The sequence below is a fragment of the Candidatus Hydrogenedentota bacterium genome, from assembly GCA_013359265.1.
Classification (GTDB): domain Bacteria; phylum Hydrogenedentota; class Hydrogenedentia; order Hydrogenedentales; family SLHB01; genus JABWCD01.
In genome coordinates, this window is sequence record JABWCD010000037.1 from 1 (window position 1) to 17,960 (window position 17,960).

Below are 17,960 nucleotides of genomic sequence, written 5' to 3' on the forward strand. Positions count from 1 at the left end.
AGGAGAAACCAGGCACTCACACCACTGAACTTACAACGCTCCCAAACCCTTCATGCCTAAAAAATCATCATGATCGCTTTCCAAACTGCGGAAGTTGGGCTAGAATTCCATGATCGCGATTGCCACTTGCATCTTACGTCGAGATACTTCATCGAAAATCTGGACTTCCAATACTTTATCCACGGATCGATATCGGTCACGCCATCGCCCGGGGACGCAAAAAAGTGAAGATGGTCGGGCAATATAACGTAACGGCCGACAAGCCATGCGTTCGCCTCTTGCCACGCCTCGCGCAGTAACGCGTGAACGCGAGAATTGGCCAACCATGGCTTGCGTTGACGTGTGCAGACGGTCGCAAGAATTATGTACCCGCGGTCAAGGAAGTAGTTGCCGTCGGCGGGATTACCTCGCTCGGGATGGTCAGTGTCGCTCGACATTGCGGTGAATCTCCATGACGAAGGTGGCTCGGACGGAGCCTCGCCCCACCCTTGTCCCGTTCACGGCCAGAAATGTAACACACGTTCTGCTACAGCGCCGACAAATCGATTTCGAGCGGCTGTTGATTCGGGCCAATCTCGATGGGATGGCTGTAGGCGGGCGTGCGCGGAAGGTTCAGCAGCGCGTTGATATCGGGGTTGGACTCGTCGAAGTCCATGGTGTAGACCTCGAGCGTGTAGTTGCCCGGCGGGACGTTTTCCATGGAGAACGCGCCGTCCTGCCCCGCGACAGTTTGGCTGCCAAGCGAACGCAACGATTCGAGCAGATTTGAAAAATCGGTCAGATCGAGATTGGACAGCGACGTGCCGTCGGGTCTGCGCAACGCAACGAGCGTAAGCGTGCCAAGGTCGCCGCCGGACAAGGTGCCGGTGACTTTCACGCCGCCCGAACCGCCGAGCGAGATGTCCGCGGCCTCGCCGTCGTTAATATCCACGACCTGCGGGCTGAACTGAATTCCCGCGCCGCCCGACGCGATCCGAGACGGATCGAACGCGGCGATCATGTGCGTGCCCGAAGTAAGCCCCTTTACGTCGAACCGGCCCTGGCTGTCGGTCTGCACGATCTCGACGCCGGACTCGCCCAGCATCACGATCATCGCACCGGGCTGCGGCCTGCCGTCAATCGTAAAAGTGCCGCGCGCTTCGCCTCCCTTGCCCAAAACGATCCGGTGCGCCGTGATGTCGCGTCCCGCCGATACCGTAAAGTTCGGGTCGATGCTTTTCGCATACTCGGTGTGCGACGCGACCAACCGATACGTGCCGGGCGCAACTTGATTCAGTGTGAACTCGCCGGATTCGTTGGTTGTCGTTGTGCCGGCAGTCTTCAACACGCCGGTGGGCACAAAAGCGGAAACGAGGTTCGCCGCGGTGTCTTGCGAGACGGGGCCAAGCTGAACCGTCGCGCCGCGCACGAGTTCGCCGTTTGGCCCAAACACCGTCCCACTGATCGTCACGCCCGGACTCAGCACGAGCTGCACGCCCGTCACGTCCTCGCCCGCGGCTACTGCGAGCGGCGTTGTCTCCGCCGTCCCGCGCGACGCGCTCGACGCCTTCACGACGTACGAACCCGGCGCGAGCTTCGTAAACTCGAACTGCCCGTTTGCATCCGTGCTTTCGCCACCGGGCTGCGCACCAAGTATGCCCTGCATCACGGAGATGAACGAGGAGACCTTACCCGATTCGTCGAGATTGGTGAGCCGCACGGAGCAGCCGGGAACGGGTTCGCCCGCACCGTCCACGACGAACCCGCTGAGAGACGCCGGCGGCGTAAGGCGCAAGGTCACGTCCGCGCCAACGGGCACCGCGGCTTGCTTCGCGATTCCCTCGTCCGCGCTTACCGAAAGATCGAACACCGGCCCACGCAGTTCCTTCAACTCAAAAGTCCCGTCCGCTTCCGTTGTCGCGCCATAGCTGCGGCCCGTGTTGCCCACTTGCCGCGCTTCAACGCGGGCGTCTGCTGTAGGCGCGCCGTTCTCGTCGAGCACGACGCCCTTGATCGAACCCTGTACCGGATCGTCGGCGTTCTTGGGCGTCTCTTTTGCGATGATTATTTCCACGCCCGAAACGTCGGTGACGCCGTCCGCTTCGACCTTCGCCGATTTATTCTGCGAGTTTGAGGCGCGGCCAATGAAGCCGCCGCTGAACTCGCCCTCGGGCCGCAGCCAATACGAACCCGCGCTCACGTTTTCGAGCGCAAAGCTACCGTCGTCGTTTGTGCGCGTGCCGCGCGGTCCCGTGAAGAAATCCCAGTTTTCGCCGCTTTCGGGAAACAGTAGCAGTGACGACCCCGATGCCGGCGATCCGTCGACGTAGCGCGCCGTTCCGCTTACTGTGCTCCCGCGCGTCAACGAAATCTCGACACGCGGCGCGGCCTTCATTCGGTCGAGTGTGACAAGTTCGCTCGCGCCCATCGCGAGTCCGCCCGCGCGCGCAACCGCGTGATACTCCGAGTCGAAGTCCAGGCCGCGCAGTACAAACTCGCCCTGCTCGTCCGTGCGCGTCTCGGTGGGCCCGATGTTGCCGACCGCGCCCGTGCTCATGCGCTGCATCGTGCGCCGGATCATTTGCGTGGGCATTGCCATGACCGTTGCATCCGCGACGGGCTGGCCGGTCTGCGCGTTGCGTACGCGTCCGGTGATCTCTGCGCCGCGCTCGACCATGAAGTTCACATTCTCGTATGTCTTGCCCGCTTCAATGTCGATGGCAACGGCGTCCTCCGGCTTGTAGAGATAGCCGGTGCCGCGCATACTCAGCATCGCGCGATACGATCCCGCCGGCACGCCGTCCAGCGCGTATGTGCCGTCCGCCTGGGTGCGCGCGCCGCGCCCCGGATCGAACTGCCGCCCGCGCATGCGCTCGAGAACGTTCTCCTGCGCGCCTACGAGTTCGATGCCGATCCCCTCGACCGCTTCGCCGGTGCTCTTGTCTGTCACGCGGCCCGTTACGGTGCCGCCAAGCACGAGTTGAAAGTCCATCCGGACTTCGCCGCGACTGCCGATGCTAAGCGCATTGCGTTGCCGCGTATAGCCGGGCGCGAAGCAGACAATCGAATCGAAGGTGTCCGGTTCGATGCGCACTTCGTACGTGCCGTTCGCGTCCGTCGTCGATTCGGCCGGTTCGCGCACCTCCTGATCTCGGTCGCGGCGTTCTCGCCGCACGCGAATCTGTGCGTTATCAATTGTCGCGCCGGTCGCGGAATCGGTCACGATTCCAAACACGCGAACGAGGGGCGAATCGGTCTCGGCGGGGGCCGCCGTGGTTTCCTGCGCCGGCGCTTCGGGCGGTGCGATTTCCCTGGCGGCCGGTGCCGCTACAGGTTGTGGTTTATGGGTCGCGGCCAGATAGATGCCAATGCCAATACCGATCGCGGCGACGGCCGCGATCAGAAGGGGGAGCGAGTTCTTCAATGTCGAGTTCATGGCGGTACTTCAATTGACGCAAGCAATAGGACCCGTAACGATCATTCGGCCAACGTCACCTTCGCCAACGGCGCTCCGGGCACGGCATCGCCGACGCCGGGCGTCAGTTCGGACCAGTGTCGCGTACGATCGGCATGCGACGGATCCAAGTCGTTGGACGCAATCGAAAACAGAAACGTCGCGCCTGGCGACAACTCGAGCGGCGCGACCTCGGACTTCGGGAATGCTGCTTCGTAGTGCGTGAGTTCGCCCGCGCGCTTCACCGCCAGTTTGACGGCCGCGTTAACGACAATACTCTCGCGGTTCACGCCGTGATACATGAACACTTCCGGACCCGCATTCGTGAGCGTCAAGCCCCACTCCCAATAATGTTTGTAGACGCGTGGCGCGTTTGCGCGGTCTTCCATGCGGAAGAATAGTTGCAGGTTGTCCGCGGACCATACGATGTCGCCGGCGTAGGGTTGATGAAACTCGTCGTCTTTGACCACTGCCGCGAGATACAGGTTTTCGGCGTCATATGCCAACTGAATCGACGTCTGGTGGTCGGCCGTATCGTTTACGTCGAACGCCCATCCATACGGCAGCGGGATAGATGCGACGTTCGACCACTCCGCGAGGTCGCCGTCTACGGCAATCGGACCCGGCGCGCGGCGCACGGTGTACGACGGCACGAGATTCAAACGCCCTTTAACCTCAATCGCCGCGCCGTGTTTTGCGTTGCTGTACGTTGTGGTGAACTCGGGCACGGGATACTTCACGGCAGCGGCGTCATCGGCCTTGATGTCGAACTCGAACGTCGCGAGCGGGCTCGATGTTATGCCCGACGCCGGCGCCGCAATTGCATACTTCATGCTCGCGGGCTGCACGTGCCAACCCGCCGGGACGGTCCACGCGATCTCTCCATCGCCGGGGGCTTGCACGGCGACGGAGACGGAACGGTCGAACGGCTCGCCGACAGGCACTTCGACCATTTCCGTTCTTATCCATTCATTGCGCGCGAACTTGATTTCGTCGATGCGCGCCTGCGTGACGACGTCCTTCGGCAGAATCGAACCCGGCTTCACGACCGACCAGTCGAACCGGTCGCCGCGCACGCGTACCAGCACGAAGTGGTGAAAACCGCCTTCGTCTTCGGGTACCCGCACCTCTGCGCCGCCGCCCGCGCTAATTACGTAGTGGATACCGTCGCGATCGCCTACGTAGCGATAGATATGGTTGTCGCCGCCAAAGACCATGCGTACGGGGTGTTTCACGAGTACGTCGTGCACCATGGCCCACTGCCGGTCCCAGTCGCGCGCAAAATACGGTTGATGAATGAAAACGAAAACATGCTGCGCGGAATGCGATTCGAGCTCGTCCTTCAGCCACGCCAATTGCGATTCGGAAATGCGATCGACGACGTTGTTCTCTTCCGCATTGAGAATGACGAAACGCGAATTACCGTACGTGAACGCATAAGTCAGCGGGCCGACGCGCTCCGTCCAAACCTTCTCGGTAGCCTCGTCGAAAACGTCGTGATTGCCCGTCGCGGGAAAGAGCGGAACCTGCAAATCTGCCGTAACGCGATCAAACTCGTCCCACTGTGCGGGAACGAGATCGGCCGACCCGCCGAGGATAATGTCGCCGACGTCGACGATGAACGCCGGCTTCAGCGCGTTGAAATCATGAATGAGCTGCTTGAACGTCTCGGACTGCTGGTCAACTTTGAGCGATCGCGTGTCCGCGACGACGGCGAAGTCGAACACATCCGGGGAGACCGGCGGGTCCTTCCGCAACATCTCGAACGCGCGATCGGCGACGGTCCTCGCCGGTTCGGCGTACAAGACTCCCGTCATAATGAGTACGGCACAGCAGATTCGATTCGTCATCGTTATGCACCATAGATAGAAATCGCTTGAGTTTGTTCATCTTAGCACGTAGGGTGGACACAAGCCATGTGCGCAGGGTCGGAGTTTCGACAGCGTGGAACCAACCCAAAACCCTGAATTCAAAATCCAAGATTCGAACGTCGGCCTGTGCGCCACGTGCGTTCACGGCCGCATCGTCCCGCACCCGCGCGGCGGCGACGCGTACTGGCGCTGCGGGAAGCACGATGAGGACAAGGCATTTGCGAAGTATCCGCGTTTGCCAGTCAATTCGTGCGCTGGGTACAGACCGGATGACGGATTGCCCGACGCCAGTTCAGGCTAAAAAAACTCAACGGTTTACGCGTCCGACATGCCGGACTCATCCCGACGAATTCCCATGCGCAGTCTGTTCATTCCCCCTTGGTCTTCGCCCGGAACTCCACTCGATGGGCAATGCCGGGACTCAGCAGCAATACGCTCCTGTCGGCAGCTTCACCCTCGTATATGAGCCACTTTGCATTGACCTTTCCGTTCTTTGAGTGATGGAGTACGACGCGATCAGGGTTACCCAGGATGTTTACGATTTGTTCCTCGGTGTGACCTTCCAGCGAAAGGGACGCACCGTTCCCTCGATACATAACGCCTTCCCACGGCTTCGTCCAATCGTCGTCGCCTGCCGTGACTTGAAACCCAAAAAGTACCAGTCTCTCATCGGAATCGATTGTGCAGTGTATGCTGTGCGAACCGAAATACAAGACGCGCGCACCACGTCGATTCTCCACGTAGCGAGGGTCGCCGTCGCCAGCCTTTTCTGCTGGGGGCATGGCATGGTTTGCTGGACCGAGAAATCGTATCCGCTCGAGCGGTTCGCCAAGCCGAACACCGCACAGGGTCATGTCGTCCCAATTCGCAGTCAGGGGAGGCTTGTCGGCGTTCTCCCATAATTTGGTTGGGTTTTCCGGAGTAGGGCCCGCTTCGCACCAGTTCAGCGTCTCCGCATTACCTTTCGAATCCAGCCAAACGGAGAACATCCTGCCTTTATACACATGATGCTGAAAAACAGAGTGCCGTGCGCCGGGCTCTCCCGCATTTGTCGCTTCAGGAGGACCGAATATTTGGCTAATCTGATCGGATGTTAGGAACGCATCCACCTTGTGACGCTGTCCATCTAGCACGACTGTGCCAGGAAAAGCACGGCCGGTGCGCCGCGATGATTCCCGCAATTGGATTTGAATAGAACTTACACGACCTTTCTCTGCATCGATCTGTACGCCCAGACTCGCGTACTTGTACGTGTCAACTTCCGATTCGTCATCGCACGACTCGCCGAATCGATCGCACGACGACACCGACATTTTCATATATTCACTGGCGCGCCCCAAGAACTGAAAATCGTTGAACGCATCGCCGATGCCCACGCCGCAGAGCGAACCTTTGTCCAAGTCTGCTACCAGTTCGATTGACTCGTCGCGGATCCAACCCTGCGTCGGGTTGTAGCGGCAGTCCTCGCTGATTCCGATTTGCGACACCGTGCCCTCGTCCGAAAAGTGGATCGAAACGGTCGCATCGTCGAAATAGTACTCGTAACCGGGCCACACGGGGCACGGATCGCCCTGATCGTCGATTCGGTCGGGCGTTCCCAGGATCGCGCGGATGTCCGCGTTTCGCATACTCGGCGCAATCGAAATCTCTTTCCCGTCGCGAACGATCTTGCCGCGAAATGGAGAAAAGCCGTCACCCTCTGCAATGTGCAGCCACAACCGTTCGACGAGATTACGTGCGCGCACGCCGATGGAGATTCCACGTGCGAAGTATTGAAGTTCACGTCGCGCCTGAAAAAACACCAAGTACTTCCACGATCCCGGCAGGTGATAAACAGTGCGGTCGCACTTGTCGCATGGGCCAAGCCACGAGAGCCGGTCGATGGGATCGAAAAGGCGGACGTCGTTCAGGCTTGCCGAGTCCAGATTGATGACGAGGTCTTGCGCAGCCGGAGTCGCGACCCAACGCGTCGTCAAGTCCCCCTGCACAAACAAGCGCAGCGATTCCCATGTGTGGCGAAGGCCAACGAGTGAGTGCATGCCCTGCCTCCTACCCCGATCATCGGCAGTATACACCCAAGTACGCGGAAGCAAGGTCACGGATTAACGCGCCCTCGTATGCGTAAAATGGCCGTGGCTTGCGCGATGAACTCGCGCGACGCTACATCGCCATGAACCCGCCGTCGACCACCATTTCCGCGCCGGTCATCCAGCTCGACTCGTCGGACGCAAGGAAGAGCGCCGCGTTCGCGATGTCCCGCGCGGTCCCAATCCGCCGCATCGGAATTTCATTCGCAATCGCGACGCGTTTCTGATCGTTCAGATACGGCGCCTGCAACGGCGTATCGATAAATCCGGGATGAATGATGTTGCATCGGATTTGTTCGGGCGCAAACTGAATCGCGAGCGACTTCGTGAGCGAGATAAGCGCGCCCTTCGCGCAGGTGTACGAATCCTGCGCGAGCGTGAAGCCCGCCAGCGCCGAGATTGAGCCTACAAGAATGATCGATCCGCCGCCCGCGTTGCGTAATGCGGGGATGCCGTGCTTGGTGAGGAAGAACGCGCCCTTGAGGTTAATCGCCTGCACGACGTCCCAGTTTTCCTCCGTCGTCTCGATTACCGATTTGTCGCGGTCCTTCCACAACACGCCCGCGTTCGCGTACAGAACATTGAGTTTGCCAAATGCACGTACGGTCTCCTCGATCGCGCGCTTGACGTCCGCCTCCTTGCTCACGTCGCCTTGCGCGAACACTGCCTTGCCGCCCGCTTGTTCGACCAATTTGACCGTCTCCTTGCCCGCGTCAGCGTTCATATCGAACACGCAGACCGATGCGCCTTCCTTGCCGAACAGGACGGATGCTTCGCGGCCCATGCCGAGGCCCGCGCCGGTGATGATTGCCACTTTGTCTTGGAGGCGCATGAATCGAGTACTCCTTCAATTGAATCGCCCGCGCGGACGGGCCATTGCGATACGCCCTCGCGCCCGGTTAAACGTGACTGCCCCAAAGGAAACGCGCCCTCGGACGGGCCAAGGGCGCGAGAATGCACGCGTATTCCGTTATGCCTGGCCGCTGCTCGTGATCTTCCAGGCGCCGCCTTCTTTCTTCATCGAAATGGAAAGCGAGATGCCGCCCATGTCGCCGGAGAGCGCAACCGGCGCGACCACGGCTTCGCTGCCGTTTATCGAGATTTGCGCCGTCGCAACATCGACCTTCGCGCCGTCCAGGTAGCCGTTCGCGATCACATCCTGAAGAAATTGTTTCAGCGTCGATTTGTCGCGGCCCTCTTCGTCGCGGAACGAATCCGAATAAAACGCGAGTATCGAATCGACGTTCTTCGCCGCCAACGCGCTGCCCCACTCGCCAAGCGTCTTGGTAATCGCGGTTTGGTCGTCGACACCTTTCGCCGCCGCCGAACCGCCGCCGGCCGTCGCGCACCCGGCGGCCATGCCAACACAACACAGAACGACTGCTGCCTGCACCAGGATTTTCGTCTTCACGGCTCTGTCCCCTTGTATGGTTACTTGAATAGCGATGGGCGCCCTCACGCCCACACATGCCGGGCAATTCTAACGCGCGGCGCGCGCGCGTGCAACCGCCGCTTTTCATTGGTATACTTGGCGTTTTGGTGCTGCGAGGTCCCGTTAATTCGAGGTGAATCCATACGATGTCATCGAAAAGCAGTCGACGTTTTTTGGCGGGCGCGGCCCTGGCCGTTTTGGTGTCTGCGCTCGCGCTGATTGTAGCCCCAGGATGCGGGAGCGGACCCACGCCGGCGCCGGCTGCACCCGAGCCTTCGGCCGAACCGCAAACCACCGCGCCGGCCGTCGCTCCGAAGGCGGAGTCCACGCCGGCGCCCGCGGCGGAACCTGCGTCGCCTGCGGGGCCTAAAAAGGGCCGCGTGGTAATTCTAGGGTTTGACGGTGTCGAGCCAACGATTGTGGACGCGATGTTTGCCGCGAACGAATTGCCTAACCTCGCCAAGCTCCGTGACGAAGGTTCATACCAGAGACTAACTTCGGCGATTCCGCCGCAATCGCCAAGTGCGTGGTCGTCGTTCCTCACCTGCAAGAACACCGGCGCGCACGGCATCTACGATTTCGTGCAGCGCGATCCCGCCGTGCCCTTGCCGAAACCCGGGTTTGGCCGCCTCGATCACGCCAAGTTGAGCGCGGACGGCGCACTCCTTCAGCCCGCGAGATTCAACGGCAACCGCAAGGGAGATTCATTCTGGAAAGTCGCCGACGCGCAGGGGCTGACGTGTACGTCGCTCATGGTGCCGTTCGCGTTTCCCGCCGACGACCTCACACAGGGTCACATGCTCTGCGGTCTCGGCGTACAGGACATCCGCGGCACGGACAATTCCTTCTTTTCGTTCTCCGATACCTACACGAAACAGGAATCCGTCTCGGGCGGTTTCCTGATTCCCTTGACGTTTGAAGGCGATATCGCAAAAGCGACGGTGCCCGGCGCGCGCGACGTGCGCGAAAAGTACGATTCGCCGAAGGGATTCGTTCACGCGGACATTCAATTCACCGTGGACCGCGCGGCAAACGCGGTGACCGTCAAAACGCCCATGGACGAGCTCACCGTAAAGAAGGACGAGTGGTCGAAATGGATCGAATGGACGTTCGAGTTGTCGCCCCAATTTACCGTAAAGGCAATCAGCCGGTTCTACGTCATTGACGCAGGCGAACACGTCAACGTGTATATGGCGTGCCTTCAGAACCATCCGAAGGCGCCGTACGTGCGGTTCTCGACGCCGGAGTCGTATTCCGGCGAACTCCAAGATCGGTACGGCCTCTACAAGACGATCGGATGGTCCTACGACACGCACGCGCTCCGGCAGGACGCATTGACGGACGACGCATTCCTCGCCGACGTGGCGCAGACGATGGCGTTCCACGAACGGCTTACGCTGGATGAACTCGACCGTGGCAAGGACATGCTCATCGCCGCGTGGACGGGTCCCGACCGCGTGTCACACATGTTCTGGCGGTTCCGCGATCCGAAGCACCCGCTTTACACCGAGTCCGGCGCGAAAAAGTACGGACGCGCCATAGAAGACACGTACAAGAAGATGGATGAAATCGTTGGCAAGGTCGCGGCGAAACTGGGACCGGACGATTTGTTGATGATTCTCTCCGATCATGGATTCAAGAGCTTCCGTACCGGATTTAACGTGAATACGTGGCTCGTCCGAAACGGATATTTGACGGTCAAGGGCCAAACCGACGCAGCAACGGCGTTCACAACAAAAGAGCAGGGCTTCCTGCAAGGATTTGACTGGACCGCCTCGAAGGTCTACAGCGTCGGATTGGGAAGCATCTTCCTGAATCTAAAAGGCCGCGAAGGAAAAGGTATCGTCGACCCCGCGGACGCGCAGACGCTGGCCTCCGAGATTCGCGATAAACTGCTCGCGGTGACCGATCCGGAAACCGGCGCGAAAGTATTCGACAACATCTACACGAGCGACGTGTTCACCGGCAAATCCAAAGCGGACGCGCCGGACCTGCAGTTGGGTTACGCAGACGGCTATCAGTCGAGCAAATCCACAGTGAGCGGGTCCGCGCCCGAGCCGTTGTTCGAGGTTAATGACGACAAGTGGAGCGGCGAACACGGCAGTTCCGATGTCGCGAACACGCCGGGCATCTTCTTCTCGAACAAGAAGACCAACACCGAGACTCCACGAATCATCGATCTCGGCGTGACCGCCCTGCAGTACCTCGGCGCATCGGTTCCCGCGGACTTCGAAGGGAAGCCATTGCTGTGATCGATCGCGATTACGAATGGCGGCAGGAAATGCGCATCTGTAGTTGAGAGGATGGAATGAGCGTTCTGAACGTAGTCTTGTATCCCGATGACCCGCTGACGAAAGTCGCGGCGCCGATCGATCATGTCGGCCCGAAGATTCGGCAACTGGCCGAAGACATGTTCGAAACAATGTACGAATACGAGGGCGTCGGACTGGCCGGGCCGCAAGTCAGCGTCGCGAAGCGCATCTTCGTGTTGCACGAACCCGAAGGCGCGAAAATGTGCCTCATCAATCCCGAACTTTCGGACCTGGAAGGACAGGAAGACGGCCAGGAGGGATGCCTCAGCCTGCCGGAGATATACGTGCAAGTGCCCCGCGCGACCAGTCTGCGCGTGCGCGCGCTGGATGAAACCGGCGCGCCGGTGGACTTCGTCGCTACCGGTTTTCTCGCGCGCATCATTCAGCACGAGTTCGATCACTTGAACGGCACCATCATGCTCGACCGCGTCGACGTGCTTACGCGCCACGCGAAGATGCAGGAGTGGGACGACATTCGCGGGCGGTTGCTCGCGGACGGCGTTCGGGGCTAGGCCGTGCTGTTCGAGTCGCCGTCGGTCGAGCGTCTTGTCGAAGCGTTCCGGCGCCTGCCGGGCGTGGGCAAACGCACCGCGGAGCGTTACGCACTGCACATTTTGAGCGCGCCCATCGAGGACGCGCGAATCTTGAGCGACGCCGTACGCGACGCGCGCGAGCGCATCACGACCTGCTCCGAGTGCTGTACGCTTACGGAAACCAATCCCTGCGCCGTGTGCGCGAACCCCTCGCGCGATCGCGCTACGATCTGTGTCGTCGAGCGCCCATCCGGAATGATGGCGATCGAAAACGGCGGCGCCTACCACGGCCTCTATCACGTGTTGAACGGCGCACTCAACCCGCTCGAGGGCATCGGTCCCGGCGAATTGACCGTTGAAAGGCTCGTCCGCCGTATCGAAGCGGGCGGTGTGCACGAAGTCATCGTCGCCACCAACGCCACGTCCGAAGGTGAAGCAACCGCGCTCTATCTCTCGAAACGACTCTCCGCGCTCGGCGTCTCCGTCACGCGCATCGCGCACGGCGTTCCCATGGGCGGCGGCCTCGAACTCGCCGACGGTCTCACCCTAACCCACGCGCTGCAAGGCCGCACGAAACTGGGCTAGCCGAGACTCAAGCCGGTGCGCATGGTCGGTGTATAATGCGGCTGGCACGGAGGTGGGACATGACAGTGCGCGGACATATTGAAAACGGGGCGATTGTCGTCGACGACCGGGTAGACCTTCCGGAAGGCGCGCGTGTGCGCATCGAGGTCGTTAACGAAACGGCACCGGAAGGGCTCCATCCGGAGATTCGAAAGGTATTCGGTATTCTTCGCGATGTTGAGGATTTGGATGCGGAGCGTCTCGACGCCATCAAAGCTAAGCATCTCAAATGAACTTGATGTTCGACACGAACATCTTGCTCGATGTTTTTCAGGGCCGTGGCGAATTCGCGTATGATTCGGGCGTCGCGCTGCGTCTCGCCATCGATGGCTCGCATCACGGATATGTCCCCGCCCACGGCGTCACGACGGCGTACTACATCTTGCGAAAAGAATGTGGTCCCGTCAAAGCAATTGAGACAATCGACTGGGTACTTGAGAGATTTGAAGTCGCACCGGCAACGGCTGAAACGTTTTCCCGCGCGCGTAAATTGCCTATCAAGGACTTCGAAGACGCAATAGTCGCGGCGATGGCTGAGGCCGCAAACTGCGAACTCATTGTCACGCGCAACACTGCCGACTTCGGCGCCAGCCCGATTGCTCCAATTACACCCGAGGATCTGCTTCAGCAACTCGGTCTGATATGAATCCAAACGTTTGCTATAGATACGTTCGCTTCCGTGCTGGTATCGTGTTGTCGCTTCTTGCATGCTTTCCCGCAGCGATGGCCGACGACTCCCCCCAATGGCGCGGGCACAATCGCGACGGCAAATACACTGAATCCGGTCTGCTCGCCCAATGGCCCACGGAAGGTCCGCCGCTGCTATGGACCATTGATGGTATTGGCGAAGGGTTTTCGTCCGTTGCCGTTGCGAACGGCGCCATATACACGACTGGCAAAGCGCCCGGAACCCACCGCGGACTCCTGACCTCACTCAAACTCGACGGCTCCCGCAATTGGCAAATTGACTATGGCGCGGAATGGGCGGGACAACAGCCCGGCACGCGCTGTTGCCCGACCGTAAACGACGGCCGCGTTTACGTCCTCAGCGGGCACGGACTACTTCTGTGCGTGGACGCCACGTCGGGAGACAAATTGTGGGAGGTCGATATCGCGAAGCGCTTTGGCGGCGAACCGCCCATGTGCGGGTTTGCCGAGTCGTTATTAATCGACGGCAGCAATGTCATCTGTACGCCTGGCGGAAAAGACGCGTCCGTCGCCGCGCTCGACAAACTTACCGGCGAGACCATCTGGACCTCGACGGGATTGAGCGAGCAGGCGGCGTATTGTTCTCCCATCCTGATTCAACGCGGCGATCTGCGCCTCATCGTGACGATGCCGGTGCAAAGTATCGTCGGAATCGAAGCATCCAACGGCAAAGTAGTTTGGCGGCAACCTTTCGACGAAAACGAAACGCTGCAGAATCATTCCGTTACCCCGGTATATGTCGACGGATTGCTCTACGCGACAAGCGGCCACGGAAAAGGTGGGCGCATGTACGCATTGTCAACGGACGGCCGAAACGTCGAATTGATATGGGAAGACGCCACGCTCAACACGAACCACGGTGGCCTCGTCTTTATCGACGGCTACGTCTACGGGGCGAGCAGTTCGCACCGCTGGGCGTGCCTGCGCGCGAGCGACGGCAACACGATGTATCGCACTTCCGGCGTGGGAATGGGGTCGATCGTTTACGCCGATGGAAACCTCTACTGCTACGGCGAGAAGGGCACGCTCGGGTTGGTGCGCGCGAATCCCGAGTCGTACCAACTTGTCAGCAGCTTCAAAATTGCCGCGGGCGATGGCCAACACTGGGCGCACCCGGTCATCTCCGGCGAGCGACTCTACATCCGCCACGGCGATACCCTGAGCGCGTTCGACATTCGCGCTGCACGCTGAAGCGGCGTATCCTCGAACGGCGGCGCGCGAATACCCGCGCCCAATGGATTGGAGCATCAGATGAAACGCTCGATGTCACTGCGGGCTCTTGCCCTGACGGGCATTGTCCAATTCGCGCTAACTCTTGCCTGTAGCGCGGATGTTCAACGCGCGGCGCAAATTACCGTCGTTGCAGCGGACGCTGCCGCAAGCCGCATCGCACCGTTTCTAAAAAAGCGCATCGAATCTCGCAGCGCGGTCACCGTCAACGTGGCCCCGAACTTCAACGGAGAGTCCGGCTATTGGATTCTTCTCGGCGAAGCAGGCAAAAGCGCATTGACGGACAAGGCGTGCCTCGCGCACGCGGTGCAATTGCCGGGCAAAACACGCCGCGCACCGGAGAGCTATGCGGTGAAATCCGTGACGTTCGAAGGCGGACCCGGCCTGCTCGCCGTTGGCGCGGATTCGAGGGGCGTTCTATACGCCGCGGGTGAAGTCCTCCGCAGAATTCGTAACGTCCCGGATGGTGCAGAAATTGGCGACGTAGATATCCGCAGCGCGCCAGCCTATCGCTTTCGCGGCTCGTCCGCCAATCAGGGCGGGACGATGATGCGCGCGACCGGTGCGCGCGGCTGGACGCAGGACGAACTGTTCGACGTCATTCTCGATTACGCGTTCGCGGGCGCGAATTGCTTCTACACCGGCGATGAAGGCGGCGCCGTCTACGACTTCGTGAAATCGCTGGGACTCATGAGCACCACCGGCGCCCGGCCAAATCAACTCAATCGCGAGTTCCCAAACGAATGGAAGGCGGGCGGACGCGAAGCGTGGGAGGGGAAAAACTGGGTGTGCCCCAACGTGCCGGAAGCGCACCAGGCCCTGATCGAACAGTGGACAACGGATTTTGCCAAACGCGCGGACCACGACGTCATGCGTTTCTACGCAGGCGATCCGGGCGGCTGCACCGACGCCCGCTGCACACCATGGGGAAAGACGTTTGTGCACCTCAGCGAGGAACTTGCGGCCCTCTGGCACAAGACCCATCCGGACAGCATCGTGCTAATCGCAAACCAGGGAATCGACAACGCCGGCGATCGCTACATCTTCGACTACCTCAACGCCGGGCCGCGCTCCTGGCTCTACGGACTCTGCTACGGCCCGGGCAGCAACGCCATGTCAAACTATTTCCGCGACCATCTCCGCGACGACTTGTTCGAATATCCCGGCGATGGGCCCGTGAACCGGTATCTCTCCGAAACGCTGCGTGAACTGCCCGCGGACCAGCGCATCGTGCATTACTCGGACATCACGCATTGGATCAGCGCGCAGTACGCCGTCGCAAATCCCGATCCGCACGTCGTGCGCGCGTACGGCCGCAGGACCTTCCACGCCCGTCCCGCGGCGATGTACCGCATCTTCAAAGCCATCATGCCGTTTTCCGAAGGCGACATCGTCTATTCCGAGGGGTACCACGACGAGTTCCATCAATACATCTGGAATCGCTTATTGTGGAATCCCAACCAGTCCCTCGATGAAGTACTCGACGACTACTGCTCATATCACTTTGGCCAAGACGCCGCGCCTCTGATGGCCGAAGCCCTCCTCCAAATGGAGTACACATTGGAAACGCCCGTCGCGCAAAACGGCCATATCGACACATATTACGCATTGGTCAAGGAAGCGGGACCAAGAATTCCGCCGGACCTGATGCGCGTCGACCACCGTTGGCGCATGCACATGCAGCACGCCGCACTCGATAAACATCTGCAGTTGCGATTGCGGCGTCAACTCGACCAGGAAGCGCGCGTTCGCGCGTCGCTAGAAGATGGCTTGAAATCGGGCAAGCTGAACGATTCTCTGGAAACTGCGCTCACCGTCTTGCGCGAACCTGCAACGAACGCCGAGTTGGATGCCCTTCGCGACGAGGCCCGCGCATTGGGCGAGGAGACGAATGAACTCTTCGGCATCCGTGACATCGGGTTCTTCCGAATGGAAAGGCCGCTTCGGGACTTGGCGGGCCACGTCGCGCTCATCGAGAAGGCGCTGAAGGCCCCCTCGCGCGCAGCGAAACGTGTTTTGATGCAACAGTGCATCGACAACACAAACAAGCCCACGCGATTGGGGAACATATTTGGTTGATATGCTTGTGCGTTTTACGTTGTGAAGTCATCGGCAATCCAGGTTCAATAGGGAGAGTGGAATGCTACCGGTAACACGCAGAGAATTCATCGCAACATCCGCGCTGGCCGCGCTGACAACTCAATCGGGAGGAGCGGAATTGGACCACAATGCTTTGCTCGCAGGAGTCGCCGTACGCGACATCACCCCGCCGCCCGGCGTCACCATGTGGGGATACAGCGACCGAAAAGGCCCATCGACCGGGACGCTCGATCCCTTGCATGCCCGCGCGCTGGTGCTGAAAGTCGCCGATACGGCAATCGCCATCGTGACGATGGACCTCGGTCGCGTGCCGCGCCAACCGGTGCTCGACGAGATTCGCCAACAGGTCAGAAGCGCCGGCATTACGCACGCTATCTTCACCGCATCGCACACGCACGGCGGACCCGTCATGGAAATGGACGACGACCCGCACGTGCGCGACATCGCGGGCAAGCTCGCGGACAGTATCGATGAGGCCGCGAAGAATCTGACCCCCGTCAAGCTCGGCGTCGCCTCCACGATATTCGACGTCTCCCACAACCGCCGCCTCATCACGCCCGACGGCAAGTGCGAGATGCTCTGGCGCAACGACAAGAAACGTCCCACCGCGCCCGTGGACCGCGAAGCAACCATCATCAGGCTCGAAACGTTGGAAGGAAAGCCATACGCGGCGCTCGTGCATTTCGCGTGTCACCCCGTCGTGCTCGGCGGCGACAACCGCGAATACACCGCGGACTGGGTCGGCGAGATGTGCCGCATCGTGAAAGCGACAAGCGGCGCGGAATGTTTGTTCCTGCAAGGCGGGTGCGGCGACATCAATCCCTATCTCGACAAGACCCCGCGCGATCAAGGCGGTGTCGAGTCCATGCGCTCCGTCGGCAAGGAATGCGCCGACGCCGTTCTCGCCGCCCTGCCCAATATCGAGACGTCCGAACCCGCCGCGCCGTCGCTCGCGTACGCGGAGAAGATGATCGAAGTCGGCACGCGCTGGGATTTCACCGATCCAAAGCAGGTCGAAGTATTCCGCGGCGTCTACGGCGGCATCTTCGACCGGTACCTCAAAGACCTCAAGCCCGATCTAGCCGTACCCTTGTCCGTCCTTCTGCTAAACGGCGAATTCGCGTTCGCGTTCGTACCCGGCGAACTCTTCACTCGCCATCAAGTAGACCTTAAGCAATACGCGCCGCTGTGGCCGAAGCTCCGTGCCGCGGGCGGCAAATCCGATGCAACCGCCACGACGCACCCCCGCTCCCTCCTGGTCGGCTACTCCAACGACTTCCACATCTACTTCCCAACCATCCTCGATGCCGCTGCCGGCGGCTACGGCGGCGTCGCCGCTACGTACGTCGGCCTCGGCGCCGGCGAAAAACTCGTCCTCGAAGCGCAATCAGAAATCGGCAAACTCGCCGGGAAATTGAAAGACTTCTGCTCCGCGGAAGATTTCCAGGTGGTAGACGCAACGGCCTGAGGGTTCAGGGTATAGGGTTCAGGGTTCGGCAGAATCACGTAACACAACGTTGGGAGTGGGAGCTAGAGCGTTTCACGGTCGACTGCACCGCGTGCTCGTGCTCCCGCTCGTCATCGTACTCGATCTTTTCGAGTATCGAGTGCGAGTACGATGACGAATCAT

Annotated in this window: 14 protein-coding genes; 9 read left to right on the forward strand and 5 right to left on the reverse strand. The window is 60.3% G+C overall.

What is annotated here, in order from left to right; translation table 11 throughout:
- Positions 1-526 precede the first annotated feature (526 nt).
- Both HUU46_23805 and HUU46_23810 read right to left on the reverse strand, forming a co-directional pair.
- Entirely contained in the window at positions 527-3,415 is a 2,889-nt protein-coding gene (locus tag HUU46_23805) for a carboxypeptidase regulatory-like domain-containing protein (protein ID NUM56664.1), read from the reverse strand.
- Positions 3,416-3,456: 41 nt separating this feature from the next.
- Positions 3,457-5,283, reverse strand: a complete 1,827-nt coding sequence (locus HUU46_23810) for a metallophosphoesterase (GenBank protein ID NUM56665.1) — start codon at positions 5,281-5,283, stop codon at positions 3,457-3,459.
- A 94-nt stretch (positions 5,284-5,377) separates the two neighbouring features.
- On the opposite strand from HUU46_23810, the gene HUU46_23815 reads away from it, so the two are divergent.
- Positions 5,378-5,605: a hypothetical protein gene (locus tag HUU46_23815; GenBank protein NUM56666.1), complete on the forward strand. Its 228-nt coding sequence runs from the start codon at positions 5,378-5,380 to the stop codon at positions 5,603-5,605.
- Between the two features lie 67 nt (positions 5,606-5,672).
- Here HUU46_23815 and HUU46_23820 read toward each other — a convergent pair whose 3' ends face one another.
- From HUU46_23820 to HUU46_23830, 3 genes are all read right to left on the reverse strand, one after another.
- A complete protein-coding gene (locus tag HUU46_23820; GenBank protein NUM56667.1) occupies positions 5,673-7,343 on the reverse strand; it encodes a hypothetical protein in 1,671 nt (556 codons plus the stop codon).
- Positions 7,344-7,464: 121 nt separating this feature from the next.
- The gene (locus HUU46_23825; GenBank protein NUM56668.1) at positions 7,465-8,223 is read right to left on the reverse strand and encodes a glucose 1-dehydrogenase; all 759 of its coding nucleotides are present in this window, start codon (positions 8,221-8,223) and stop codon (positions 7,465-7,467) included.
- Between the two features lie 138 nt (positions 8,224-8,361).
- Positions 8,362-8,802, reverse strand: coding sequence for a hypothetical protein (locus tag HUU46_23830; GenBank protein NUM56669.1), 441 nt, complete (start codon positions 8,800-8,802; stop codon positions 8,362-8,364).
- Positions 8,803-8,969: 167 nt separating this feature from the next.
- Between HUU46_23830 and HUU46_23835 the strand changes: the two genes are divergently transcribed.
- From HUU46_23835 to HUU46_23870, 8 genes are all read left to right on the forward strand, one after another.
- Positions 8,970-11,075, forward strand: coding sequence for an alkaline phosphatase family protein (locus HUU46_23835; GenBank protein ID NUM56670.1), 2,106 nt, complete (start codon positions 8,970-8,972; stop codon positions 11,073-11,075).
- 56 nt (positions 11,076-11,131) lie between these two features.
- Entirely contained in the window at positions 11,132-11,647 is a 516-nt protein-coding gene (gene def, locus HUU46_23840) for a peptide deformylase (GenBank protein ID NUM56671.1), read from the forward strand.
- 6 nt (positions 11,648-11,653) lie between these two features.
- Entirely contained in the window at positions 11,654-12,253 is a 600-nt protein-coding gene (gene recR / locus HUU46_23845) for a recombination protein RecR (GenBank protein ID NUM56672.1), read from the forward strand.
- Positions 12,254-12,312: 59 nt separating this feature from the next.
- Complete coding sequence (locus HUU46_23850; protein NUM56673.1) at positions 12,313-12,525, forward strand: DUF104 domain-containing protein; 213 nt, start codon at positions 12,313-12,315, stop codon at positions 12,523-12,525.
- Positions 12,522-12,938 carry a PIN domain-containing protein gene (locus tag HUU46_23855; GenBank protein NUM56674.1) on the forward strand — a complete coding sequence of 139 codons (417 nt, stop codon included), beginning with the start codon at positions 12,522-12,524 and terminating at the stop codon, positions 12,936-12,938. Before HUU46_23850 ends, HUU46_23855 begins: the two co-directional genes overlap by 4 nt.
- Positions 12,939-12,982: 44 nt before the next feature.
- On the forward strand, positions 12,983-14,191 hold the full coding sequence (locus tag HUU46_23860; GenBank protein ID NUM56675.1) for a PQQ-like beta-propeller repeat protein: 1,209 nt from the start codon (positions 12,983-12,985) through the stop codon (positions 14,189-14,191).
- A gap of 60 nt (positions 14,192-14,251) precedes the next feature.
- On the forward strand, positions 14,252-16,309 hold the full coding sequence (locus HUU46_23865) for a hypothetical protein (protein NUM56676.1): 2,058 nt from the start codon (positions 14,252-14,254) through the stop codon (positions 16,307-16,309).
- Between the two features lie 61 nt (positions 16,310-16,370).
- Complete coding sequence (locus tag HUU46_23870; GenBank protein NUM56677.1) at positions 16,371-17,798, forward strand: neutral/alkaline non-lysosomal ceramidase N-terminal domain-containing protein; 1,428 nt, start codon at positions 16,371-16,373, stop codon at positions 17,796-17,798.
- Positions 17,799-17,960: the final 162 nt, after the last annotated feature.

Coding starts and splice junctions, on each gene's coding strand:
- HUU46_23805 (NUM56664.1), bottom strand. CDS start 3,415: ATGAACTCGACATTGAAGAACTCGCTCCCCCTTCTGATCGCGGCCGTC.
- HUU46_23810 (NUM56665.1), bottom strand. CDS start 5,283: ATGACGAATCGAATCTGCTGTGCCGTACTCATTATGACGGGAGTCTTG.
- HUU46_23820 (NUM56667.1), bottom strand. CDS start 7,343: ATGCACTCACTCGTTGGCCTTCGCCACACATGGGAATCGCTGCGCTTG.
- HUU46_23825 (NUM56668.1), bottom strand. CDS start 8,223: ATGCGCCTCCAAGACAAAGTGGCAATCATCACCGGCGCGGGCCTCGGC.
- HUU46_23835 (NUM56670.1), top strand. CDS start 8,970: ATGTCATCGAAAAGCAGTCGACGTTTTTTGGCGGGCGCGGCCCTGGCC.
- def (NUM56671.1), top strand. CDS start 11,132: ATGAGCGTTCTGAACGTAGTCTTGTATCCCGATGACCCGCTGACGAAA.
- HUU46_23850 (NUM56673.1), top strand. CDS start 12,313: ATGACAGTGCGCGGACATATTGAAAACGGGGCGATTGTCGTCGACGAC.
- HUU46_23855 (NUM56674.1), top strand. CDS start 12,522: ATGAACTTGATGTTCGACACGAACATCTTGCTCGATGTTTTTCAGGGC.
- HUU46_23865 (NUM56676.1), top strand. CDS start 14,252: ATGAAACGCTCGATGTCACTGCGGGCTCTTGCCCTGACGGGCATTGTC.
- HUU46_23870 (NUM56677.1), top strand. CDS start 16,371: ATGCTACCGGTAACACGCAGAGAATTCATCGCAACATCCGCGCTGGCC.